We start from the raw sequence: 22,200 nt of genomic DNA, 5'->3' as shown, positions 1-22,200 counted from the left end.
CGCTTCAGAAACTCACCGTCAGATCAACGCCGTAGGTACGGGGCGTGCCGAACTGTGCCCCGGGGGCGAAGAAATTCGCGTGGGTGATGTAATATTCCGCATCGGTCAGGTTCTTGCCCCAGAGCGACAGCTTCGCCGCCACCGGCCTCACAGGAATGTCCGACAGGGTGAGCTTGGCGTCGAGCAGGCCATAGCTGGGAATGATATAGCGCGCGTCGCCCGGCTGGCTGAACTGCTTGTCCACATAGGAGTAACTCACGTTGACGCTTGGGGTGCCGATACTGGTGGCGCCGAAATCATAATTGATGGCGGTGGAAAGCGTATGTTTCGGAGCCTGAACGAATGGGAAGCGGGAGGCGATGTTGGCTCCGGCTGCATTGACGACGCGGGTGAAACGGGCGTCCAGATAGCCGTAGCTCGCCGTAAACGTCAGGCCAGGCGCAGGCAGCGCCGTCAGATCCAGCTCAAAGCCGCGAATTCGCGCCTTTCCTGCATTGATGATATCCACCAGCGATGGGTTCAGCGTATCCGGGACCCCGACCTGGATATCCTTATAGTCCATGTGGAAAGCCGCCAGATTGAACCGCAGGGCGCGATCAAGCCATTCCGACTTGAGGCCCGCTTCATAGGACAGAACGTCTTCAGGTCCAAAGCCTTCGATGAATTTGGCAAGGGCCGAGGCATTCACGTTGAACCCGCCGGTCTTGTACCCGCTTACCACCTTTGCATAGACGTTGACGTCGCGAGAAAAGTCATAGGCGATCGTGACGTTCGGGCTGAAATCCTTTGATGTGCGACGTCCTTCGCCAAAAGGACCGACCACCTGCGGCCCACTGGCAGGCGTGACGCTGCGCTGGAAACTGCCTTTGCGCCTGTCGTAGGAATAGCGGCCGCCAACCGTGACATGCAGCCCGTTCAGGGCGTCAGGGCTGTAGGTCAGTTGGGCGTAGGCGGCATAGGCCTTATTGTTGGCGTCGACATTGCGCTCGACAAAGTTGAGGCCTGGGTTGGCGGCGTTAAAATTATACTGGCGCGATGTGTCGTAATTGGTCGCCGATTCTTCAAAATAGAATAGCCCCGCGACATATTGAATCTGCTTCCCGGCAATCTCTCCTATGGCCTGAATTTCCTCGGAAAACTGATCCTGTTTCTGGAAGAACTGGTTGCGGTTTGCCGGGAAGGGGCCGAACAGACCGGGAGCGTTGTTCTGATTATACTGGGTATCGAGCTTTCGATAGCCAGTCAGGCTCTTGATCTGTAAGCTGTCGGTCACATCGGCGCTTACGATAAGGCTATGCCCCTGAGCGGTGATGTCATTGCGTTGAAGGTTGGTGACGAAGGGCGACGATTGGCTGGGCCGATCAGCCTTGAGGGGATAAAAGCCAACTGGGACCAATGCATAAGGTGCCGTGTCCCCAACGTCGCTCCGATCATAACTGTAACGTATGTCCAGACCATCGATCGGCTGCCAGCGTAGCGCGGCGCGATAGGCGTCTCGCCGCTGGTCGCCAAAGCGCGGGGCGCCTGTGCCAAGATTTTCGACAAAGCCGTCACGCTGCGAATGATAGTAGGAGAGTTGCGCCGCCAGCCGCTCGGCTACGGGTATATTGACGAAGGTACGTGCTTCAAACAGGTCGTAATTTCCTGCGCTCACACGCTGACTGGCGGAAAATTTGCCGAACTGCGGCGACCGCGTAATGAAGTTGATCGCTCCGCCGGTAGCATTGCGGCCATAAAGCGAACCCTGCGGCCCACGCAGCACCTCCACGCGTTCCAGTTCGGCTACTTCTGTTGCCTGCCCCTGGATACGGGCGGAATAAATGCCATCAACATAGACCGCAACGCTTGGGTCCTGCGTGATCTGGTCGTTCACATTGCCGACACCGCGAATGAAGATGCGCTGGCTGGTGGCGACGTTGGGAAAGGGGGTCAACTGCACATTAGGAACAGCGCCCAGAAGGTCGGCTATCCCGGTTATCCTTTTCGTTTCCAGCACTCGCGTATCGAAGGCGGTGATGGATATCGGAATATCCTGGACATTCTGCTGCCGTCGTTCGGCCGTCACGATGATGTCTGTTAGACCGGATGTCGAAGGGCTTTCGTTCACTGGCACATCCTGAGCGAACGCTGGAATGGGCGCAACGCTCAGAAGGATAAAGGTTTTAACGCTTAAGTATCTGAATTTACGTATCATATTTACCCCGTTGTCAAACCCGCATGGACCTCAAGCGCAAAGCTCTACTAAAACCATAGACATATAGCGACAAAAAATACTAGCGTTGTCGATAGCGTGCTATCGTGGGTCGGAGGGTGATGTGGCGATCGACAGTCTGGACGGTTGCCCCGCGACCGTCCCTGAGGTCGGCCCTTGCACTTAACGGCTGGATTGCCTTGACAAGAAATGGCCTGCACCATGCAGACAGACGACTGGCACATATTAAGCGACATCGAGGCAGGCGGCGTGTGGGCGGCAGTTGCCGAACATCCCAGCGTAGAACGGCTGGACCGGACGCATTGTGGTCAACAGACGACGTTGGGTTTATGGATGTCGCCAGAGCCGAACGGTTCGAGAGGGCGTTTCCTTACGCACGAATGGCATTGTGGCGATGCGCCCTTGGGCGCGGTAGTGGCGGTTCCCGCGGGATTTCCTCTGCGTGTTCAGGCTGAAGCAATGCCAGCGCGACTCATGTTGCATTGCCGCTTGCCGGAGCGGGTGGCGCTGCGAGCCGATCCCGCGATGCTCAGCGGTTGCATCGATATGCGCAACGGCGTGGTCGCTTCCAGTCTCCGCCGAATTGCGCAGGAGACGCTCGCTCCAGGCTTCGGCAGCCAGGCTATCGTCGAAGGCTTGGGCCTGGTGATCGCAGGCGAGCTTGAACGTGCTATGGCGGGTAAACCGTCGCGACTGCATAAAGGCGGTTTCGCGCCATGGCAGATTCGCCGAATCGACGATCATCTTCGGGCCGGTAACTGGGACAGCGGCGTTGGCGACATCGCGCGGCTGTGCGGTGTCAGCACCGGCCATGCAATGCGGGCATTCCGCCAAAGCACGGGCCAATCCATTGCAGCCTACATGGCCGCATTGCGGATCGATCGCGCTTGCACGCTGCTAACCCGCAATGATTTGCCAATCGGCCAGATCGCCGCGGAGCTGCGCTTCGCCAGCGCGTCGGCCTTTGCCGCCGCCTTTCGCCGCGTGCTTGGCATGAGCCCCAACGCTTATCGCCAGCGACGGCGCTCAGGCGATGTGCCCCAACCTTATCCCGCGCGCGTGGGATAGCAGTCTCTGCTCTAACGCAGCCCCGGTCGGTTGGTCCTGACACTCCTCTCATCGTCCGGCATCTCTATATCGCGGTAGCTGCAAGGCGAATGCTTCAGCCCGGTTGAGGCTGCGAGGCGCGCATAATGTCGTGAGACGCGCATGTTCGTCGCGGGTGCATTGCCTGAGCGACAGGGCGAGAGGATGATGTAAGCCTTCAATGGAGAGCGACACCATGACAAATGCAACAGACGCCCTTGTGCGATCGCATGAGAAAGAGCCGGAAGAAGCTGAATCTTTGGAACATGTCTGGCAAGATTTCTGCGCCAAACTCGCTCAAGCCGGTAGGATCCTATCGCGGGACGGCGCGCCGAAGAATGCGCTCGATCAGGCCGAGGGACTGCGCTACCTGTCCCGACTGACGCGTACCGCGCTTAATATGCTGGTGGATTCCTCAGACCCTGATTTCCCTCGGCTTTTTCTCCTGTGCGACGATGCGATCAAGATCGGCGCAGATAATCCCGACAACATTTATCAGCAGATCGTGGTAAGCGGCGATCGTGACTATCGTATCTGGGGCAAGCGCGGCACTGTTCCCTATCTCAGCATAGGCAGCAAGGCGAACCGTTACGCAGTCGATGGAACGATGCAGTCGACCGGCGAGATCGAGTTCGCTGACATCGATCTTGGTCCTGACGGTAGTTTCGAGATCATCGCGAGCGCCACGAAAAAGCCAGGCAACTGGCTTCCCTTGGCCAATGACTCGACCCTGGTGATCATCCGTCAGACGTTTGAGGACAAGGCGGCGCAGGTCCCTGCCGAGATCAATGTGGAGCGGATCGGTGGGCCGACCGCAAAGGCGCTGCTGACGCCCGAAGCGATCACTGAGCAGTTGAACGCGACAGCCGCGTGGGTCAGCGGGACGGCCAACACGTTCGCCGACTGGTCGGGATGGTTCAAAACGCAGCCTAACAGGATTTATGACGGGAAGGACCAGTCGACCTGGTATCGTGCGGGTGGCGATCCAAAAATCTGGTACGGCCACATCTATTTCGATCTGAAGCCGGGTGAGGCATTGGAGTTGGAGGTGATGCCGCCGAAGCAGTGCCGGATGTGGAACTTCCAGCTCGACAACTGGTGGATGGAATCGCTCGATCATGTCCACCAGAAGGTTTGGGTTAACAGCGCGCAAGCTAGGTACGAGCCGGATGGACGCGTGATCGTCGTCTGTGCGGATCGAGACCCGGGCTATGGCAACTGGATTGACCTCGCCGGCCACCGATCGGGCACGGCGCTCTGGCGCTGGATCGATACTGATCAGCATCCGACGCCCGAATGCCGGGTCGTGTCTCTCGGCTAATCTCATTGAGTAAGCTGTTGCCGCCCCGGAAGTGAGGGCTTCGTCTTGTCCTGGTCAGCCAAGGGCATCGTCACCCTCCATATAGGCCCGGGCTCCTAGGTTTCGCTGACCGCGGCCAAAGGGGTGTGAGGATGGTGCATCGAATCTGTCGACGGGTGGAGGGGCGGCCGATGCTCATGGACTTTTTCCGGAGGGCAAGCCCGGGAGAGATGATGGACGTCCGCTCCATGATAAAGCCTGCCGCCGCCGCCATGGCCGCCGTCCGCGCAACGCGCGAGGATCTGGAAATGATGGAAGGCTATTTATGTCGAGCAGACGCGGCCCAGACGTTGGAAACCTTGGTCCATCCCACCAGCGGCACTTGAGGTGTATAAGAACATCCGGGGGACCGGGGTAGGCATTTTAAGATGGCCCGCTTTTCGCACACGCCGGTCGAAGATCATAAGGCCGCGCGTGATGCAGTAGGTAAATCGTCATATTGGGCAGAGTCGGCGTGATCCAAACTCGCAGCCCTTTCATAGCTCTCATGCAGCGCTGCATAATGTCCGCCCTTTGCAATCAGTGCAGAATGCGATCCCACCTCGGCCACCTGCCCATTTTCAATGACGGCTATCCGGTGCGCCGATCGGATTGTTTCCAGCCTGTGCGCGATGACTAAGGCGGTTCGACCTTCGCATAGTACGCGCAGTGCTTGCTGGATCCTTCGCTCGGTACTCACGTCGATTGCGGAGGTCGCTTCGTCCAGCACCAGAACGGAGGGGTCGGCCAAGTAGGCGCGTACAAGGCAGACCAGCTGGCGTTGCCCCTGGCTCAACTGGCTACCGAGTGGCCCGACCTGCGTCGCATATGCATGGGGAAGGGCGCTCAGCACTTCATGGGCGCCGATTTGCTTTGATGCAGCGATCAGATCTTCATCGGACGCATCCGGCTTGGCGAGGCGCAGGTTGTCCAGCACGGTGCCGCCGAACAGCACATTGTCCTGCAGAACGACGCCGATGTGGCTGCGCAGGCTTCGTTCAGCGAAGTTCCTGATGTCCTGGCCGTCCAAAAAGACCGCACCGGCATCCACATCATAGAAGCGGGTGAGCAGTTGCACCAGCGTACTTTTGCCATGCCCGGTAGGTCCAACAATCGCCAGCAATTCGCCCGGTTCGATCGTGAGGTTCAGGCGACGGATGACCGGCCGGTCCGGATGATAGCCGAATGTAACATTTCGAAACTCGATATGACCCTCGACAAGAGGGGGATTGAGCGCGGCGGCGACATCCGAAATTTCCGGTTCGGTATCCAGCAGCAGGAAGATGCGCTGGGCACAGGCAGTCCCATTGGCAAAGCGCTCGAACAGGTCGCTGAACTCTTGTAGCGGGGCGAGGAAGAGGAAGACGTAGAACAGGCTTTGCGTTAGCTCTCCGAGGGTAAGTGTACCCAAGGCCAGCCCGCGACCGCCGATGATAAGCGTCATCGCCAGGCCGGCGGTCGTCAACAGGCCGGTGAACGGTGCGAACCATCCGGATCGGATCGAGCCGAAGATCAGCGAGGAGTTGAAGTCTTCGAGCAGCCCCTGATATTTCGCGAGATTTTCCTGGTCCCGCCCGGATTGCTTGATCAGGCGGACGGCCGCCACAGTTTCGACCAGATGAGCAGTGAAGCGGCTGCGATTTTCCGCGACTCTGGCCCAGCTTCGCTGCGCCACACGTTTGAAGAGGATGGTGGCGAGGATCAGTACCGGCACCACTGCGGCGAGGCCGGCCAGAAGAGCCGGGGCGATGAGCCAGAGAAGGAAGCCCGAAAGGCAGAGGCGCAGCACGGCCGAGAGAAATTCGGGCGGCCCCTGGATAAGGAGCGGCTCCAGAGTGTCGACGTCCCGGTCCGCGCGGGCGATGATGCGGCCCGCCTTGGTACGGTCGAAATAGCCCACGCCAAGGCGCTGGACATGTGCAAAGACTCGCGTGCGCAAATCGTTGAGAAGGCGAATGGCGGCGACGCCGGCCCAATATTGGGACAGCCCCCCGAGGATGAAGCGCAGACCCCATGTCGCCGCAAGACCCGCGCATGCCCAGGCGATCAGGGGTGCGTCCACGCCTGTCTCGCGCAGCCCGCGGTCAACGACCAGCCCAATCAGCATTGGTCGCGCGAAGATGGCTAGCACCTGCACCATTTCGATCCCGATCACCGCTGCGATCGGCCGCCATACGGGCGCCACGAGCGGGAGCAGGCGGGTAGTAACGCTCTGATTCAAGCTGCGCTTCGAGAATTTTTCCTCGAGTTCGATGTCGGAAAGGGCGCTGTCGCCGCGAAATGCATTCATGACCTCAAAGTCCCATCAAGGCGCGATAGGACGCGCTGTTCTTCGCCAGATGTTCTGGCGTGCCCTGCGCAATAATCCGGCCCTCACCGAGCACAGCAACACGATCTGCAATCAGGGCAGTCGACAGGCGGCTCGCTACGATCAACATTGTGAGCGGCCGCGTGCGGCCGCTTCGCAGGGCGCGGATATTGTCAATCGCGCGCCGTTCAGTGCGGGCGTCGAGCGCGCTGGTCGCGTCATCCAGCACGACGATGTCGGCATCCGCCAGCAAGGCTCGGGCAAGGCAGACGCGCTGGCGCTGGCCGCCAGAGAGGGTCGCGCCGCGATCCCCAACGCGGGTGTCCAGCCCTTCGCTCAGTCGTTCGAGCAGTTCTCCAGCGGCGGCATTGTCCAGCGCCTCGCGCAGCTGCGTCTCAGTGGCGTCGGGCGCACACAGCCGCAGATTGGCAGCCAGCGTATCGGAAAAGAGAAAGCTTTCCTGCGGTAACACATGGACGCGGCGGCGCAGGTCGCGCAAGTCCGTTGCCCGCACATCCTGCCAGCCCGCTTCATCAGAACCAATCTCGACCGCACCCTCATCCACTTCGACCAAGCGGGGGAGAAGCGCCGTGAGAATGCTCTTGCCCGATCCCGTCGCGCCCACCAGCGCGACGACCTCGCCCGGCTGGACCGAGAGGCTCAGATCGCGCAGCACAGTAGCGCCATCGCCCAACGGGGAGGCGGACAGGTTACGCAGGCGAACCCCCAGCGGACCAGGGGGCAGGGGCTGCGTGCCCGAGCGGATCACCGGCTCTGCGTCGAGCACCTCCCATATTCGAGCGGCTGACGCACGCGCATCGGCAATAACCTGAAGCAGCCGACCGATCCCTTCGATCCGCAGAACGAGCGTGTTCACCACAAGCATCGCCGCGACCAGCGAGCCTAGTCCCAAGCTGCTCTGCGCGACCATCCAGGCCCCAAATCCCAGCACCCAGGCATGAGATAGCGCGATGATCGTCTGCGGCAACGGTACGTGGCGCGAGGCATAGCGGATCGCGGCGCGTGCTTCGGCGCGGAACAGATCAACATGACGGCGGAAGCGTTCTGCACGCGCTTCGCCCAAGGAGAACGCCTTGATGACGCGGACGCCATTGACGCCTTCCGACAGGTCCTGCGTCACCGCGTCATAGGCGTCCCCGATGCGACGATCGAGCGTTACCAGTGCGTCGGCTTCCGACCAGAGAAGAGTTATGCCGATCGCCAGCAGGATCGCGGGAACCAGCGCGAGCCAAGGCGAATAGAGGAACAGCAGGGCAAGGGAGATGGCGACTATCAGGCCCGTTTCGAAAATCTGCCGCCAGAAGTTGATAAGGGCGTCGCGCACCTTGTCGGCGTCGCGCGTCATGCGGGTCACCATCTCGCCGACGCCATGGCGCCAGTGATAGGCAAGGTCGAGCCGCTGAATCTGCGTCAGGATGCGCGCCCGCAAGATCGTCAGCAACTGCTGGCCGATAGAGAGGGAGAGCAGCCCTGCGCCATATTGAACCGCCGCTCGGCCGAGCGACAGGCCGAGCAACAGCATGACCCAGAACCAGGTGCGGCCATAATCAAGCCCACTGGAACTGGCGATCACCAGCTTGCCATGCTGCGCCTCTTGCACCGCATGGCCGACGAGTACCTGCTGCGCCACCAGCGCGATGTTGACCGCCGCGAGCAGGACGGCGGTCAACAGAAAGCGCCTGGGCATCTCGCCATAAATGGCAAGGCAGCGCAGCAACGGGCTGCGGCGCAATAATCCCCTTTCCCCCATGGTGGCGGTCAGCTCGCCAAAGCGAGCGAACGTGCCGCTTCGAGCGGGCGCGCGTCAATCCAGTCGCGCACGTCAAAGCTCTGCGGAATGAAGTTCCAGCGGTGCAGGAAGTTGGTGAAGTCCTGGATCGCGGTGACCGAACGTTCGGCAAGGTCGGTTTTCAGCTTCGTCTGCGCATCTTCGCCATAGGCGATGCTCACCCAATATTCGCTGCTATTGGTTTCCCGCGCGAGGTAGCGTCGCACCTCGGAGGCGTGGGATTGCGCCCAATGCTCGGCGCGCAGGACCTGCTCTACGATGGTGACGGCGGCGTCGAAATGATTGTCGATCAGATGGCCGTCCACAGCGAGCGTGCGCGGCGTGCCGTTGTTGGATCGGACCAGCGGATCGGGGTGGATGCCGGTATCGATCACGGTGGTCAGGCCGAACTGATGCGCGATCTGCGCACCGCTCGCGCCTTTGAGGAAGATCGCATCGACTTCGCCGCGCAGCAGGGCGATGAGTTCCAGGTTGTTCGCACGCGCCCGGCTGGTGCTGCGCCCGTTCCACGCCAGCGTGCCGCCGACGCTCTGGGCCTGACCGTCGCTATAATGGGTGTCGATATCCTGGTCGATCAGTTCGACGTGGGACACTTCCAGACCTTCGAGCCGTAGCGCGTTTTCCAAGCCGCGAATGGCTTGGGCGCGCGAAAAGTCGATCTCCACATTCTTCCAGTTCGGCAGGCCGAAGCGGCGGCCCTTGAGGTCACGCACCGTCTTGATGCCAGACTCCAGGCTGGCGAGGATCAACTGGGTCTCGTCCGCCCAGGAAAGGCCGATTACGCGGGTATCGCGGCCTCGCGCTCGCGCGCTGATCGCGGGGATGTTGCCGCCATGCCGGACGCTGTTCTGCACCGTATGCGAGAAGTGGGACTCCCGCTTGGAGAAGTCGCTGGATTCGAGCAGCGAGGACAGGCTGGTGCCCTGCGTCCGAAAGGCGTCTTCCAGCCAACCCTGCTGGATGGCGATGCCAAGGCCGGTCGGCACCGGACAGCGAGTGTACCAAAGGGTGTCGAGTTTCTGGCTCATGCGTCTGTTCCTTTATTGTGCGGCTTCGAGGAGGGGGGCTTCGGCTGAAACCGTCCGGGCGTTGGGATTGGCGGGACGCGGGAGGTTCAGATGTCGGCGCAGCGTCACGCCTTCATATTCGGTGCGGAACAGGCCGCGCCGCTGCAGCTCGGGCACCACCAGATTGACGAAATCTTCCAGCGAACTGGGCAATAGCGGCGGGATGAGGTTGAAGCCGTCGGCGGCATCGCGCTCGAACCAGTCCTGAATCTGGTCGGCGATGTCGGCGGGTGTACCCAACACCACCCGGTGCCCTCTCACGGCGTTGAAGCGCAGGAAGAGCTGGCGAATGGTGAGATTCTCGCGCCGCGCCAGCGCTGTGAGTTGCCGCCAGCGGCCTTTGCCATTCTCAGGCTCAGGCAGATCGGGCAACGGGCCGTCGAGCGGATAGGCGCTGACATCCTGGCCCATGAGGTTGAGGTCGCCGGAGAAATCGACCTTCTCCTCCAGTGCGCCGAACTTGTCCTGTGCCTCCTGCAAGCTGGAGCCGATCGTGAAGGAGAGGCCGGGCATGACCTTGAGCGTATCGGGATTGCGGCCATAGCTGGCGACGCGCGCCTTCACATCCTTGTAGAAGGCCTGCGCATCTTCGATGAACTGGGCGGCGGCGTAGATCATCTCGGCATGTCGGGCGGCGAAATCGCGGCCGACTTCCGAATTGCCGGCCTGCGCGAAGACTGGATAACCCTGGATCGGTCGAGGCATGTCCAGCACGCTGTCGATGCCGTAATAGGGGCCGCGGTAGTGGACCGGGTGGACCGCGTCGGCGTTCAGATAGATGCCGCTTTCCTTGTCCGCGCCCTCGAAGGCGTCGTCTTCCCAGCTGTTCCACAGCGCTTTGGCCAGTTCGACAAAATCGTGGGCGCGCTCGTAGCGTTCGGCATGGCTGGCGGGCTGCTCGATGCCGAAGCTTTTCGCCGCGCCGTCGGCCAGCGACGATACGATGTTCCAGCCTATTCGACCGCCGCTGATGTGATCGAGCGAGGCGAAGCGTCGGGCCAGCGCATAGGGCTGTTCGAAATTGGTGTTCACTGTCGCGACCAGGCCAATATGACTGGTAATGCTGGCCAGAGCGGCCGTCGCGGTCAGCGGTTCGAAATCAAGGAAGGCGTGGCGGCGCGCTATGCCTTTGGTGCTGTCGCCGCTTTGTCCCACGAAATCGGCGAAGAAGGCGGCGTCCAGCTTGCCGCGCTCGGCGGTGCGGACGAGGTCGGCCCAATAGCGGAAATCCGGCTTGCCGGTTTCGGCCGTACTCGGCTGGCGCCATGCACCAGGATGATGGCCGTGGCGGGTGAGGAATACGGCAAGCGCGAGCTGGCGCTTCTTTTGGGACATGGAAAATGCTCCGGGTCAGGAGGTGACCGGCGCGGGGAAGCGCCGGCCATCATGGTCATTCAGCGGCTTGCGCCGTTTCGGGTAGGTGGATCGTGCCGTCGTCATCGACGCGCGCTTCGGGCGGCACCAGCTTGCCCATCTTCCACTGCTGCTCCAGAACACCGGGGCCGAAGGGCTTGGAGCCGCCGAGCGCCGCTGCAAGAATCTGGAACTGTGCGCCTTCCTCCAGCAGCACGATATTGTTGGTGAGGTCGCGCAACCCCTTCCAGCTCCAGATCGTCGCGCCGCCATTGGCTTCTACGATGCCGGGAACTTCCCGGTCCTGCTCGATGGAATCGAGGATGAAGTCCGGCTCCGGCTGGCGGCGGTTGATGTAGACCGGCAGCTGCGCGGTGAAGCGGAAGCGACGGTTGGGCACATAGAGCAGCGGCAGTTCCGAATGGGCCTGCGAATAAGCGCCCAGATGGGGCGTGTGAACGTGGCTGATCGCTTGAAAATCGGGATATTTCTTGAAGATCTTGAGATAACGGGCCGCGCCGCCCGGGGCGTTGCCCCAATAAAGCGTCCCGTCGAAGCCGATCACGCTGGTGACGGCCTGATCCGGATCGTCTTCCCACAGCCCAGCATAGTTCAGCGTGATGATCTTCTCTTCATCAGGCACGCGGACGGCGAAGAACAAGGTGCCGCTGGCAGAAATGGTGCGGGTTTCGCGCAAGACGCGGAAGGCGCGGCGCGCGTCCTTCTCCGTTTGCAGCACGAAGTCGATCGTAGCTTTCGAAAGTCCGTTGACGTCAGACATGATGTTTCCTTTCAGGCGGGGATGGCGACCGGTGCGGGACGCTGTTCGTTGAAGGCGCGGGCGGCTTCGAGCGGGCGCGGATCGATCCAGTCGGACAGCGCGAAATCCGCGTCGAGGAAGCCGTGGGTGAACAGGAATTTCTTTTGTTGCTCGAAGAGGGCCAGCCGTTCCGCATCCAGCGTCGGAAGGAGCCCTTCGTGCAACTTGGCGTAGGCCTGATCGACGGCCGCTGCGCTGCCGTCGGTTTCATAGGCCAAGATGTCCCGCAGGCGATCGGGCTGCTCCGCCACCCAGTCTGCCGCCCGCAATGTTACGGCGAGGAAGCGGACCAGCAGGTCGAAATGATTGTCGATCAGGCTCTGGTGCACGGTGATCGGCCGCGGCGTGCCATTGTTCACGCGAAAACGCGGATCGGGCAGGCCGTCGAGGTCGATCGCAACCACCAGACCATTTTCACGTGCCTGGTCGAGCGCAGCCGCGCCCTTGACATAGATGGCATCGACCTTGCCTTCCACCAGCGCCTCGATCGGCCAGAGTCGGCCGACGCCGCTGCGCCGACCTTCCCCGCGCGGAAGCAGGTCGCGCCCGCTGCCGCTGATGTTACGGAGCCGGTCAGGCGTTTCGATCAGGTCCACGTCATCGAACGTGAGCCCAGCCGACGCCAGTACGCCTTTGTAGCCCGCCAGTGACATGCCACGCGCGATACTGGTGCCGCGCACATGGCTGGGAATATCGTTGTGGCTCCAGTCGGGCAGGGCGAGCCGCTTACCCTTGAGATCGGCGGCAGTGCGGATGCCGGAGTCCGGGCGAGCGAGGATCAACTGGCTTTCCTCGATCCAGGTGAGGCCGATAAGCTTGGTCGGTTCTCCCTGCGCGCGGGCGGCGATCGCCAGCATGTTGCCGCCCTCGCGGATCAGCGTCGGCAGCCGGTGGTCATAATGGTGGCGGCCGAGCTCGGATCCGGACTCCTGCAAGGTCTTGAGGGCGATGCCGTCCGCTTCGAAACTCTCGGTCAGCCAGCCCAGCTTGTAAGCGATGCCCGTAGCGGTCGGCACGGGGCAGCGGGTGAACCAGATTTCGTCGGGCTGGTCGGCCTTTATGGCGGTGCTGTTGGGCTGGGTTGGCACGGCTGGCATGTCTCCGGTTGGTTGTCCGGAGGAAAACGCAAGAGCTGTGCCAATCCAGAAAATGGCGGAATTTCGGGGGGGGCGGCGCGTCGATGGATAACGCGGCTGCGGCTTATTGAGCAGCGGCGCTGTTGCATTTGCAGCGGAAGCGACGCGGAAGTGAAGGGTCGCAGCGCAAACAACGTCATCCCAGCTGTGGCCGAGATGACGAGGAGGCGTTTCAACCTTCAGATCAGATCGAGATTCTTCAGATGCGTCCGCACGACATTGCGCGTGATGCCCAGCACCTCGGCCGTCTTGATCTGGTTCTCCCCGCACTCGCGGAATGCTTCAGTCACCGTGAAGGCCACCAGCCTGTCGAGCAACTGGTCATGCTCACCCTTCAGCAGCCGTCCAATGAACGGGCGTACCGCTTCCTCCAGCGAAGTACCATCACCGCTCGACTCCGCAGTTCCCGCCACTTCCCCGAGCCCGAGATCGGCAGGCTGGATGCGACCTTCCTCACAGATCAGCGTGCCGCGGTGAATGGCGTTTTCCAGTTCGCGGATATTGCCAGGCCAACCGTGCTGAAACAGGGCTTCTTCTGCAGCGGCGCTCAGTTCCAGACGGCTGACACCGGCGCGCGTGCCATATATCTCAAGGAAGTGGCGGGCGAGCGGGAGTATGTCGGCACGCCGTTCGCGCAAAGGCAACAGAGGGATAGACACAACCTGAAGGCGGTAGAACAGGTCGGATCGGAAACGGCCTTCGTTCACCGCCTGCTGCAGTTCGACGTTGGTGGCGGCGATTACACGAACGTTGAGGGGAACCGCCTTCCGGGACCCCAGCCGAACGACTTCCCGTTCCTGCAGCACACGAAGCAGCTTCACTTGTAGCGGCAACGAGAGGTCGCCCAATTCATCCAGAAAGAGCGTCCCGCCATTGGCCGCTTCGAACCAGCCCGGGCGGGCGACATTGGCGCCGGTGAAGGCACCCTTTTCATAGCCGAACAACTCGCCTTCGATCAGCGATTCGGAAAAGGCGCCGCAGTTGACCGCCACGAATGGCGTATGCGCGCGGTTGCTGAGGCTGTGGACGTAACGCGCGACCAGTTCCTTGCCCGTCCCGGTTTCGCCCATGATCAGCACATTGGCGTCGCTAGGCGCGATTCGTTCGATCAGCGGCAGTAGTGCGCGCGAACGCGGGTCGTTGAAGATCAGCGCGCGGGCCCGCGGCCCCACCGCATGATGCTGGTCGCAATCATAAGCCAGCAAGGGCCTGCCGTCGCCATTGGTGGCGGAAACCAAGCCGACCTTAGCGCCATCATCGACCCGGCTTTGCGAACTGTTCTTCATGCTTCCTCCATCTCTGGCGGCCGCAAGATAGCAATTAATTGTCTTCTAATTTAGTAGAAAATTAAGTCGGCCGACTAGCTGAGCTATCAGCGGGGTGTTCAGAGGGAGGTAGCCAGTTCCGCGCGGCGCTCCAGCACGGCCCTTAGAGGTTCGGAGCAGATCCACTCTTCAACTTCCACCGGTTGCTCCAGAAAGCCATGGAGCCAGAGGAATCTAGCCTGGATTTTCAGCATCTCTACCCGCTCGTCGGACAGGTCCGGGTGCAGCGAACGGTGGAAATTGTTGCGATAGGCGGCTTCCACGCCATCAATGCCCGACAACGTTTCCTGCGCGATGATCGTATTGAGTTCGGCGGGGTGGGAGGCCGCCCAGTCGGCTGCACGCAGGCTTTGTTCCAGAAACCGTTCGACCAGTTGGGGATGGTGATCAATCATGTGCTGGTGGACGACGATGGGGCGTGGTGTGCCGTTGTTCACGCGCGCGAGGCGACTGGGATAGGCGTCAAGGTCGATGCCTACCTCCAGCCCTAGCCGCTGTGCGGCCTCGGCACCGGCGGCGCCCTTCACATAGACCGCGTCAACCCGCCTGGAGGCGAGCCACTCAAGGCCAAGCCACAGCCGCCGCATGCCCTCGACACTTGCCTGTTCCACGGGAGGAGCAGGAATTTCGGTCATCTGGACATCATCGAGCGTCAACCCGCCGAGCGCCAGCGCGCTCTTAATTCCGTGCAGCGCCATGCCGCGTGCGATACTCTCGCCACGAGTGCGGCCATAACCCGGCAGGGCGAAGCGCAGCCCCTTGAGGTCGGCAGGATCAAGCACGCCGACATCGGGCCGGACCATGATGGCCTGTCTTTCGTCGATCCAGGTAAGGCCGATGACGCGTGTTGGGGCTCCTAACGCGCGCGCTGCCAGCGCCTGGATATTGCCACCCTCGCGGAAGAGGTGCCGGGCCTGGTTTTCGGGATCGCTGGCCACCAGGTTCAGGCCGAGTTCCAGCACGCGCCTGACGCTGATGCCCTCCTGGCCAAAGGCATCCGCCATCCAGCCCTTGGCACAGGCGACGCCGGACGCGGCGGGCACAGGACAGCGCGTCACCCATATGCTATCAAGACCGGCTCGTCCGTCCCGATGCGCGACGCTGTTCGACATCCTCTTTTCTCCACGCGGGGATCGCCCCAGTTCCACCATAGGTCGAATGGCATCGCAAGGGGCGTGCCAGATGGACGATGCACCTCTCGGGCAGCCGGAACAGTGTCGTAAGCGGCAATGGCCGCTTCATTTGGCGCAATGGACCGGCTGCTCCTGTGTCGAAATCAGCAGCGGGATACCTAAGGCTTCGCTGGACTCGCGCAGAACCGCGCGAATGATCGCTTGGCACACGACATGCATGAGCCTTCGACAAACCCGGTTTGCAGTACGGAGCCTTGCAGAGTGGCCTATCAGTATAGCGCGTCCTTCCTTTCCCGATGCCGTCAAGTTCTGGCCTTGATCATGGCCATGCTGGGCTGCGCCCTGCTGGCCGGCTGCGGAGGATCGGGCGGTGCAACAGGCGGCGAGGCGGTCAAGACCCTGACCATAGCTTCGATCGCTTACCCCTATCAGGGCAAGCAGGTATTCAATGGCCTCAATGGCGTGGTCATCCAGCAAGGCTGGCTCAAGGATCAACTGGCCAAGAAGGGGGTGAAGCTTGTCTTCACGCCCGTCTCGACGGCAGTTGGCGGACCGCTCATCAACGAAGGCTTTTCGGGCAAGCGGATCGACTTCGCCTCTTATGGCGACTTTCCCGCTGCCATCGCAGTTGCGGGCGGCGTGCCGTTGAAGGTTGTCGCGCCGGTCGGCCAAGGGCAGGACGTCTATATCGTCGTGCGCAAGGGACTTGCGGCAAAGAGCGTCGCGGATCTGAAGGGCAAGCGCATTGCGCTGCATCGGGGACGCCCGTGGGAGCTTCCCTTCTCCAAGCTGGTCGATAGCAGCGGCTTGAAGCTCAGCGATTTCAGGATCGTCAACATCAATCCCTCGGCCACGCCGGCCGCACTGGAGTCCGGCAGCGTGGATGCCGCCGTGCTACTGTCCGACGGGCTGCTGGTCGAACAGAAGGGCATCGGCCGGGTAATCTGGTCAACGAGGGATGCGCCGGCCGACTGGAAGATGCGCGCCGAACTGTTCGGCCGAGCGGATTTCGTCGATGCGCATCCTGATTTGACGCAGCTGGTCGTCGATGCCTTCGTCCGCGCAGCTGCCTGGTCATCGGACGAAGCGAACAAGGGCGAAGTCATCCGCAACGCTGCGCGGGGCGCCCTGCCAGAGGAGATCGTGGCCAAGGATTACGCTAATAGCGGCATCCCTTGGCGCGAGCGTTTCTCGCCCGTGTTCAATCCTGCCGTGCGCACGCATTATCGCTCGGTTGCCGACTATGCGCTGGAGCGCGGCCTGATCCGCAACAAGGTGGATGCCGACGCGCTGATCGACGAACGCTTCGTCGACAAGGCGCTGAAGGACCTGAAGCTGGAACAGTTCTGGGCGCATGAGGCGCGAAGCTGATGGTCAGCCAAACTCTCACCGTGTCCGCACCCATCGAATCTCGACGGAGGCATGTGCCTCTGGCGGCCTTCATTGCCCCGGCGCTGCTGCTCGGCCTATGGCAGCTTGCCTGCGCCAGCGGTCTCTTTCCGCCGCAGGTGCTGGTGCCGCCCAGCGGTGTTGCCAGGGCGCTGATCGAGATGGCCGCATCGGGCGAGTTGCAGCGACATGTCGGCGACAGCCTTTATCGGCTGCTCGTGGGCTTCGCCATCGGGGCGAGCGCGGGCATGGCGTTCGGCGCCGCGCTTGCCTTGTCGCGACTGATCGAAGCGGCGCTCTCGCCCCTCTTCCACACCATATGGCAGGTGCCCGTCATCGCCTTCGTACCGCTGATGGTCATGTTCCTCGGCATTGACGAGCCTTTCAAGATCGCGGTGGTGGCGATCGCCGCCTTCTTCCCGATGGCTCTCGCGACTTTCGACGGCATCAGGAGCGTACCCCGCAATTGGTTCGACGTTGCCAGAGTCTACCGTCTGCGCTTGCATCAGCTGATCGGTCGCATCCTGCTGCCCGCCACCGTGCCCGCCGTTCTGACAGGGCTGCGCATTTCGCTCACCCGCGCCTGGGTCGTGCTCGTCGCGGCCGAACTGCTCGCTGCCGACAGCGGCATCGGCCAGATGATGGAAATGGGCCGGCAGCTGTTCCAGATCGACGTCGTGCTGGCGGGCGTCGTGGTCAGCGGGCTCATCGGCTTCCTCCTGGATCGCGGCGCGCGCTGGATCGAAAGTCGGGCCACCCGGTGGAGGACCGCATGAGCGCACAACTTTCCCGCTGGCCGGTGCGGCTCGCCATCGGTCTTATAGCCCCGCTGCTCCTGATCCTGTTGTGGCAAGCAAGCGCCCACAAGGCGACCTTCACGTCGCCAGCCGCCGTTGCCTCGGCCCTCGCCGAGCTGCTGCGCAGCGGCGATCTCGCACGCGACACACTGGCGACGCTGCAACGCGCCTTCACCGGCCTGGCCGTCGGCGCTCCTCTGGGCGTCGCGGCGGGTATCGCCATGGGCATCTGGAAGCCGATTGACCGGTTGCTCGGGCCGCTGCTCCACGCGTTACGACAGGTGCCGATGATCGGCTGGCTGCCGCTAATCGGCCTGTGGTTTGGAGTGGGCGAGGGGACGGAACTGATCGTCGTCGCCATGTCCGCCTTCTTCCCGTCTATGCTGAACAGCCATGCAGGCGTGGCACAGGTCGAGCGGCGCTACCTTGAATTGGGCAGCATCTACCGCTTCACCACGCTTCAGCGCATCCGCCTTATCCTAATGCCCGCCGCCATGCCGCTGGTGCTGACTGGCATAACGCAGGCGCTGGCCTTTGCCTGGATATCCACCATCGGATCAGAACTGCTCACCGGCGCAGGCTCCGGCCTCGGCGTGGCAATGCAGACTGCGCAGGTGCAACAGCGGCTCGACATCATGCTCGTGGTGATCAGCGTCACCGCCGTTCTGGGCTTCCTCATAAACCAATTATTCCGCCGCCTGCGCCAGTCTCTGCTGCGTTGGCAACCATCCCAGTCATGATCCGGAGAAACGGCATGAGCCCCCATCCCCATGCCCGCGAAGAGCGTGCCCCCGCCACCTCCAGCCGAGGCGCGCTGACTGTCAGCGGCCTCGACAAGAGCTTCGACATCGGCGGCCAGGCGCGCAAGATCCTCGACAACATCAATCTCGACGTCCGCCCCGGCGAATTCGTCAGCATCGTCGGCGCATCGGGCTGCGGCAAGTCCACGCTGCTGCGCCTGATCGCTGGCCTTGACACCGACTATAGCGGCGAACTGCGGCTGGACGGCGGCCGCATCGCCACCACCAGCCTGGATCGCGGCATCGTGTTCCAGGACCACAGGCTGTTCCCATGGATGACGCTGGAGCAGAATGTCGAGTTGGCGCTGCTCAACACCGAAACGCCTAAGGCGCGCCGCGCGCAGATCGTCGCCGACCATATCGCGCTGGTTAACCTCAAGGGCTTCGAGAAAGCCTATCCGCACCAGTTGTCGGGCGGCATGGCCCAGCGCGCTGCCATCGCCCGCGCTCTGGTGACGGAACCCAAGCTACTACTGCTGGACGAACCGCTTGGCGCGCTCGACGCGTTGACCCGCGTTCATGTGCAGAACGAACTGCAACGCATATGGATGGCGCAGCGCTCGACCATGGTGATGGTGACGCATGATGTGGAGGAAGCGCTGTATCTGGGCGACCGGGTCATCGTGATGTCGCCCAACCCTGGCCGCATCCGCCGCATCGTGGAGGTCGACCTGCCGCATCCGCGCGACCGCCGCGCGCCGCTGCTGCACCGGCTGAAGGACGAGATCCTGGCTGAACTCACATCAGGCGCGGACGCCGCACTAACCGCCGACAATCTCGTTCACTTGCCTAGCAGAGAGGCCCGCTGATGAGCCGTATTGCAGACCATCCAATCGACCCGCTTTTCACCAACCGCTGGTCGCCGCGCAGCTTCACCGGCGAAGCCGTACCGGACACCGTGCTGCGGACGGCCTTTGAAGCGGCGAGATGGGCGCCCTCGGGCATGAATGCGCAGCCGTGGCGTTTTCTGGTCACGCGACCGGGCGATGCCTGGTGGGAAACCTATCTTGGCCTGCTGATGCCGCGCAACCGGCTCTGGGCGTCGAAGGCGTCCGCGCTGATTCTGATCCTTTCCGCGCGCGAACTCGAGCGGCGCGGCGAGCGGGTGCCCAACAGTTCACACAGTTTCGATGCGGGGGCGGCCTGGGCGAACTTCGCGCATCAGGCGCTGCTATTGGGGTGGCACACGCACGGCATCGGGGGCTTCGATCGCGAGGCCGCGCGTGAGCGCCTGAACATCCCGCAGGATTTTTCGATCGAGGCCATCATTGCACTTGGCCGCAAGGGGGAACTCGAAGGGCTGGACCCTGAATTTCACGGCAGCGAAGAGCCCAACGGCCGCCGCCCGCTCGATGAAACCGTCTTCGCCGGAACGCTCGATAGCCCGGCCTTCGCAGGGGAAAGGGACGCGGCGTGACACTGAATATCTATTGGCGCCTCGACCCCGCCGCCGACCCGCAGCGTTCTGACCCGCGCAACCGGCAGCCTTTGCCTGCGCTTGCTCGTGACCGTCGCGTGATCCAGCAGAACCGCTTCGACTATTATCTCCAGGTCGCTCAAGCTGCCGCGCAGACCGCCTATGACGGTTTGTTCGTGCGCCACCGCATCGAGGCCGACGAAAGTCGCATCATTGCCGCCATCGTCGCTCGCGCGGTGCCACGCCTGACCGTCGTGCCGGAATTTACAGCTTCGGTGGGATCGGCGGTCTATGCGGCCAAGCAGGCGACGACCTTTCAGCGATCGACCCACGGTCGGCTTGGCTGGGCGATCGCGCCAGACGCTGAACCGGCGTCCCGCGAGGCCGAGGCCGATTTCGTGGACGAAGATGATCTGGGGCAGCGGCTTGATGAATTTTTGACCGTGGCCCGTGGCATCCATCTGCAGCGCCCCTTCAGTTATAAGGGCGCGCATTTCGAGGTGGAGAATGGCGGCTTCGACGCCCCGCTCAACCGCGTGCCTTTTCCGCGCGTCTTCCTGCAGGGAGAGGGCGAGCAGGCGCTGGCGCTTTCGGCGCGTCATGCCGATGTCCATCTCTTTCAGCCGGCTCCCACCGACGCGCTTTTCCATGGTGTCGCGCGGCTCAAGGCGCTGGCGGGTGGGCGCATTAGCGCGGGTCTGATCCAGCCACTGCTGGTACGTGAAGACAAGGTGAGTGCCGAGCGCGATGCAAGAGGCCGCGATCTCGCGCCTGGTACGCTCGTCGCCAGCTACGAGGAGGCGGCTGAACAACTCGCCGCGATCGTTCAGGCCGGTATAAGCGAACTGGTGCTGGAAGCAGGGCCTTCGCTGGAGGAAGCCTATCGCATCGGCCAGCATCTTCTGCCCCGCCTGCGCGCGCTGACCGGCGACGCGCGCGCCGCCGCCTGAAGGAGACCACTTCCATGTCCATCGACTTCTATTGGCGCCTGCCGACGCATGGCTGCCATAATAGCATCCAGACCAGCGGCTATGAACGAGGTGACTGGTCGCCGCTCAAGTCCGGTAATATCGCGCCAGGCCTCGATCGTGCGGGTGAGCCCGACGCCTTCACCTATATCGACCATCTCGCGGCAATCGCGCAGGCGGCGGAGAGCGTCGGCTTTCAGGGCGGGCTGATACCGTCCTTCCCTAATACCGACGATCCGTGGGTCATCTCATCGCTGCTCGCGCGGGAGACTAAGAGCTTCCGCTTCATGATCGCGTTTCAGCCGGGATTCGGCAATCCTGTTCATACAGCGCGCATGGCTGCGAGCCTGCAGCGGGCGACGGGCGGGCGGCTGTTGTTCAACATCATTACCGGAGGTGGCGGCCCGGCCCAGCTCTGGTGGGGCGACAGTTTCGCCCATGACGACCGCTACGGCCGGACGAGCGAGTTTCTGGATATCTTCAAGGGGATTTGGGATTCATCCGACTTCTCTTATGATGGAAACTTCTACCAGCTGCGCTCCGGCGGGTTGGCGCCGGTCCTTCAAGGTGAAGAGTTTCCCGAAATCTGGTTCTCCGGTTCGTCGGAAGCAGCTCTCCTAACGGCGGCGAAACATGCCGCCTATTATCTTTCCTGGTTGGAGCCGTTCGATCAGTTGGGCGACAAGTTCGCGCGGGTGAAGGAGCGTACGGCGGCGCTTGGCGGCGAGCAGAAATGCGCGGTGCGCGTCGATCTGGTGGCCCGTGCTACCGAAGAGGAGGCTTGGGCCGATATCGAAAAGGGCTTCAACAACGTGAGTGACGGGACCCGCCAGCGCTGGCGCGGGCAGGCGACGGACTCGGTCGGCGCGGCCCGACAGGCGGCCCTCAGGCCCACCGAGGCCCGGCGCTATGATGAGTTGATTGTTGCGCCTAACTTGTGGGGTGGCTTCAACCTGCTGCGGGGCGGCCCGGCGCTCGGCATCGTCGGCAGCTATGAGCAGTGCGCAGCGCGCCTCGACGATCTTATCGCCCGCGGAACGGACGCCTTTATCCTCGCCGCTACGCCCCACCTTGAAGAAGCCTATCGTGTTGGAGAAGAGGTGCTGCCGCTGCTCGGCCGTCAGGCACCCGCATTGCTGGCGGCGGCAGAGTAAACCAGCCGCCAGTTTGACAAGAAAAGGGCGCCGGGAAACTTGCCCGGCGCCCTTTTCTTATTGGAGAGGAGGCCGGGGACCCCGGC

Annotated in this window: 19 protein-coding genes; 10 read left to right on the top strand and 9 right to left on the bottom strand. The window is 62.3% G+C overall.

Features of this window, described 5'->3' with window-relative positions; all coding sequences use genetic code 11:
• Positions 1-4: 4 nt before the first annotated feature.
• On the bottom strand, positions 5-2,107 hold the full coding sequence (locus ACZ5Y5_RS15225) for a TonB-dependent receptor (protein WP_464811346.1): 2,103 nt from the start codon (positions 2,105-2,107) through the stop codon (positions 5-7).
• A gap of 306 nt (positions 2,108-2,413) precedes the next feature.
• On the opposite strand from ACZ5Y5_RS15225, the gene ACZ5Y5_RS15220 reads away from it, so the two are divergent.
• The 3 genes from ACZ5Y5_RS15220 to ACZ5Y5_RS15210 all read left to right on the top strand — a co-directional run bounded on the left by ACZ5Y5_RS15220 (position 2,414) and on the right by ACZ5Y5_RS15210 (position 4,984).
• Positions 2,414-3,280 (top strand): helix-turn-helix domain-containing protein, encoded by an 867-nt coding sequence (locus ACZ5Y5_RS15220; RefSeq protein ID WP_464811345.1) that lies wholly within the window; start codon positions 2,414-2,416, stop codon positions 3,278-3,280.
• Between the two features lie 214 nt (positions 3,281-3,494).
• Positions 3,495-4,619, top strand: a complete 1,125-nt coding sequence (locus ACZ5Y5_RS15215; protein ID WP_464811344.1) for a DUF1214 domain-containing protein — start codon at positions 3,495-3,497, stop codon at positions 4,617-4,619.
• Positions 4,620-4,831: 212 nt separating this feature from the next.
• Positions 4,832-4,984 carry a hypothetical protein gene (locus ACZ5Y5_RS15210; RefSeq protein ID WP_464811343.1) on the top strand — a complete coding sequence of 51 codons (153 nt, stop codon included), beginning with the start codon at positions 4,832-4,834 and terminating at the stop codon, positions 4,982-4,984.
• A 74-nt stretch (positions 4,985-5,058) separates the two neighbouring features.
• On the opposite strand, the gene ACZ5Y5_RS15205 is transcribed toward ACZ5Y5_RS15210, so the two are convergent.
• The 8 genes from ACZ5Y5_RS15205 to ACZ5Y5_RS15170 form a co-directional block, all read right to left on the bottom strand.
• Complete coding sequence (locus ACZ5Y5_RS15205) at positions 5,059-6,927, bottom strand: ABC transporter ATP-binding protein (protein WP_464811342.1); 1,869 nt, start codon at positions 6,925-6,927, stop codon at positions 5,059-5,061.
• Between the two features lie 4 nt (positions 6,928-6,931).
• Positions 6,932-8,653, bottom strand: a complete 1,722-nt coding sequence (locus ACZ5Y5_RS15200; protein WP_464811341.1) for an ABC transporter ATP-binding protein — start codon at positions 8,651-8,653, stop codon at positions 6,932-6,934.
• Between the two features lie 71 nt (positions 8,654-8,724).
• Entirely contained in the window at positions 8,725-9,783 is a 1,059-nt protein-coding gene (locus tag ACZ5Y5_RS15195; RefSeq protein ID WP_464811340.1) for an ABC transporter substrate-binding protein, read from the bottom strand.
• Positions 9,784-9,795: 12 nt separating this feature from the next.
• On the bottom strand, positions 9,796-11,157 hold the full coding sequence (locus ACZ5Y5_RS15190; protein ID WP_464811339.1) for an LLM class flavin-dependent oxidoreductase: 1,362 nt from the start codon (positions 11,155-11,157) through the stop codon (positions 9,796-9,798).
• A gap of 55 nt (positions 11,158-11,212) precedes the next feature.
• Positions 11,213-11,956: a class II aldolase/adducin family protein gene (locus ACZ5Y5_RS15185; RefSeq protein WP_464811338.1), complete on the bottom strand. Its 744-nt coding sequence runs from the start codon at positions 11,954-11,956 to the stop codon at positions 11,213-11,215.
• A gap of 11 nt (positions 11,957-11,967) precedes the next feature.
• A complete protein-coding gene (locus ACZ5Y5_RS15180; RefSeq protein ID WP_464811337.1) occupies positions 11,968-13,092 on the bottom strand; it encodes an ABC transporter substrate-binding protein in 1,125 nt (374 codons plus the stop codon).
• Positions 13,093-13,310: 218 nt separating this feature from the next.
• Positions 13,311-14,417, bottom strand: a complete 1,107-nt coding sequence (locus ACZ5Y5_RS15175; protein ID WP_464811336.1) for a sigma-54 interaction domain-containing protein — start codon at positions 14,415-14,417, stop codon at positions 13,311-13,313.
• A 98-nt stretch (positions 14,418-14,515) separates the two neighbouring features.
• A complete protein-coding gene (locus ACZ5Y5_RS15170) occupies positions 14,516-15,568 on the bottom strand; it encodes an ABC transporter substrate-binding protein (protein WP_464811335.1) in 1,053 nt (350 codons plus the stop codon).
• Positions 15,569-15,916: 348 nt separating this feature from the next.
• On the opposite strand from ACZ5Y5_RS15170, the gene ACZ5Y5_RS15165 reads away from it, so the two are divergent.
• From ACZ5Y5_RS15165 to ACZ5Y5_RS15135, 7 genes are read left to right on the top strand one after another with little or no spacing between them, the layout of a single operon-like run.
• Positions 15,917-16,960 carry an ABC transporter substrate-binding protein gene (locus ACZ5Y5_RS15165; protein ID WP_464811334.1) on the top strand — a complete coding sequence of 348 codons (1,044 nt, stop codon included), beginning with the start codon at positions 15,917-15,919 and terminating at the stop codon, positions 16,958-16,960.
• A complete protein-coding gene (locus tag ACZ5Y5_RS15160; protein WP_464811333.1) occupies positions 16,960-17,754 on the top strand; it encodes an ABC transporter permease in 795 nt (264 codons plus the stop codon). The genes ACZ5Y5_RS15165 and ACZ5Y5_RS15160 overlap by 1 nt, the downstream gene beginning before the upstream one ends.
• Positions 17,751-18,515 carry an ABC transporter permease gene (locus ACZ5Y5_RS15155; protein WP_464811332.1) on the top strand — a complete coding sequence of 255 codons (765 nt, stop codon included), beginning with the start codon at positions 17,751-17,753 and terminating at the stop codon, positions 18,513-18,515. Before ACZ5Y5_RS15160 ends, ACZ5Y5_RS15155 begins: the two co-directional genes overlap by 4 nt.
• 14 nt (positions 18,516-18,529) lie before the next feature.
• Positions 18,530-19,384, top strand: coding sequence for an ABC transporter ATP-binding protein (locus tag ACZ5Y5_RS15150; protein ID WP_464811331.1), 855 nt, complete (start codon positions 18,530-18,532; stop codon positions 19,382-19,384).
• Positions 19,384-19,992 carry a nitroreductase family protein gene (locus ACZ5Y5_RS15145; protein WP_464811330.1) on the top strand — a complete coding sequence of 203 codons (609 nt, stop codon included), beginning with the start codon at positions 19,384-19,386 and terminating at the stop codon, positions 19,990-19,992. The genes ACZ5Y5_RS15150 and ACZ5Y5_RS15145 overlap by 1 nt, the downstream gene beginning before the upstream one ends.
• On the top strand, positions 19,989-20,942 hold the full coding sequence (locus tag ACZ5Y5_RS15140; protein WP_464811329.1) for an LLM class flavin-dependent oxidoreductase: 954 nt from the start codon (positions 19,989-19,991) through the stop codon (positions 20,940-20,942). Before ACZ5Y5_RS15145 ends, ACZ5Y5_RS15140 begins: the two co-directional genes overlap by 4 nt.
• A gap of 14 nt (positions 20,943-20,956) precedes the next feature.
• Positions 20,957-22,114, top strand: a complete 1,158-nt coding sequence (locus ACZ5Y5_RS15135; RefSeq protein ID WP_464811328.1) for an LLM class flavin-dependent oxidoreductase — start codon at positions 20,957-20,959, stop codon at positions 22,112-22,114.
• The last annotated feature ends 86 nt before the right edge of the window (positions 22,115-22,200 follow it).

The organism is Sphingobium sp. TomTYG65, from assembly GCF_055395525.1.
Note: the sequence above shows the minus strand (reverse complement) of the source record. Positions and strands in the feature narration are given on the sequence as shown.

Excerpts from the sequence above, each read along its gene's own strand:
- ACZ5Y5_RS15220 (WP_464811345.1), top strand. The coding sequence starts at position 2,414 with ATGCAGACAGACGACTGGCACATATTAAGCGACATCGAGGCAGGCGGC.
- ACZ5Y5_RS15215 (WP_464811344.1), top strand. The coding sequence starts at position 3,495 with ATGACAAATGCAACAGACGCCCTTGTGCGATCGCATGAGAAAGAGCCG.
- ACZ5Y5_RS15210 (WP_464811343.1), top strand. The coding sequence starts at position 4,832 with ATGGACGTCCGCTCCATGATAAAGCCTGCCGCCGCCGCCATGGCCGCC.
- ACZ5Y5_RS15205 (WP_464811342.1), bottom strand. The coding sequence starts at position 6,927 with ATGAATGCATTTCGCGGCGACAGCGCCCTTTCCGACATCGAACTCGAG.
- ACZ5Y5_RS15200 (WP_464811341.1), bottom strand. The coding sequence starts at position 8,653 with ATGCCCAGGCGCTTTCTGTTGACCGCCGTCCTGCTCGCGGCGGTCAAC.
- ACZ5Y5_RS15195 (WP_464811340.1), bottom strand. The coding sequence starts at position 9,783 with ATGAGCCAGAAACTCGACACCCTTTGGTACACTCGCTGTCCGGTGCCG.
- ACZ5Y5_RS15190 (WP_464811339.1), bottom strand. The coding sequence starts at position 11,157 with ATGTCCCAAAAGAAGCGCCAGCTCGCGCTTGCCGTATTCCTCACCCGC.
- ACZ5Y5_RS15185 (WP_464811338.1), bottom strand. The coding sequence starts at position 11,956 with ATGTCTGACGTCAACGGACTTTCGAAAGCTACGATCGACTTCGTGCTG.
- ACZ5Y5_RS15180 (WP_464811337.1), bottom strand. The coding sequence starts at position 13,092 with ATGCCAGCCGTGCCAACCCAGCCCAACAGCACCGCCATAAAGGCCGAC.
- ACZ5Y5_RS15175 (WP_464811336.1), bottom strand. The coding sequence starts at position 14,417 with ATGAAGAACAGTTCGCAAAGCCGGGTCGATGATGGCGCTAAGGTCGGC.
- ACZ5Y5_RS15170 (WP_464811335.1), bottom strand. The coding sequence starts at position 15,568 with ATGTCGAACAGCGTCGCGCATCGGGACGGACGAGCCGGTCTTGATAGC.
- ACZ5Y5_RS15165 (WP_464811334.1), top strand. The coding sequence starts at position 15,917 with ATGCTGGGCTGCGCCCTGCTGGCCGGCTGCGGAGGATCGGGCGGTGCA.
- ACZ5Y5_RS15160 (WP_464811333.1), top strand. The coding sequence starts at position 16,960 with ATGGTCAGCCAAACTCTCACCGTGTCCGCACCCATCGAATCTCGACGG.
- ACZ5Y5_RS15155 (WP_464811332.1), top strand. The coding sequence starts at position 17,751 with ATGAGCGCACAACTTTCCCGCTGGCCGGTGCGGCTCGCCATCGGTCTT.
- ACZ5Y5_RS15150 (WP_464811331.1), top strand. The coding sequence starts at position 18,530 with ATGAGCCCCCATCCCCATGCCCGCGAAGAGCGTGCCCCCGCCACCTCC.
- ACZ5Y5_RS15145 (WP_464811330.1), top strand. The coding sequence starts at position 19,384 with ATGAGCCGTATTGCAGACCATCCAATCGACCCGCTTTTCACCAACCGC.
- ACZ5Y5_RS15135 (WP_464811328.1), top strand. The coding sequence starts at position 20,957 with ATGTCCATCGACTTCTATTGGCGCCTGCCGACGCATGGCTGCCATAAT.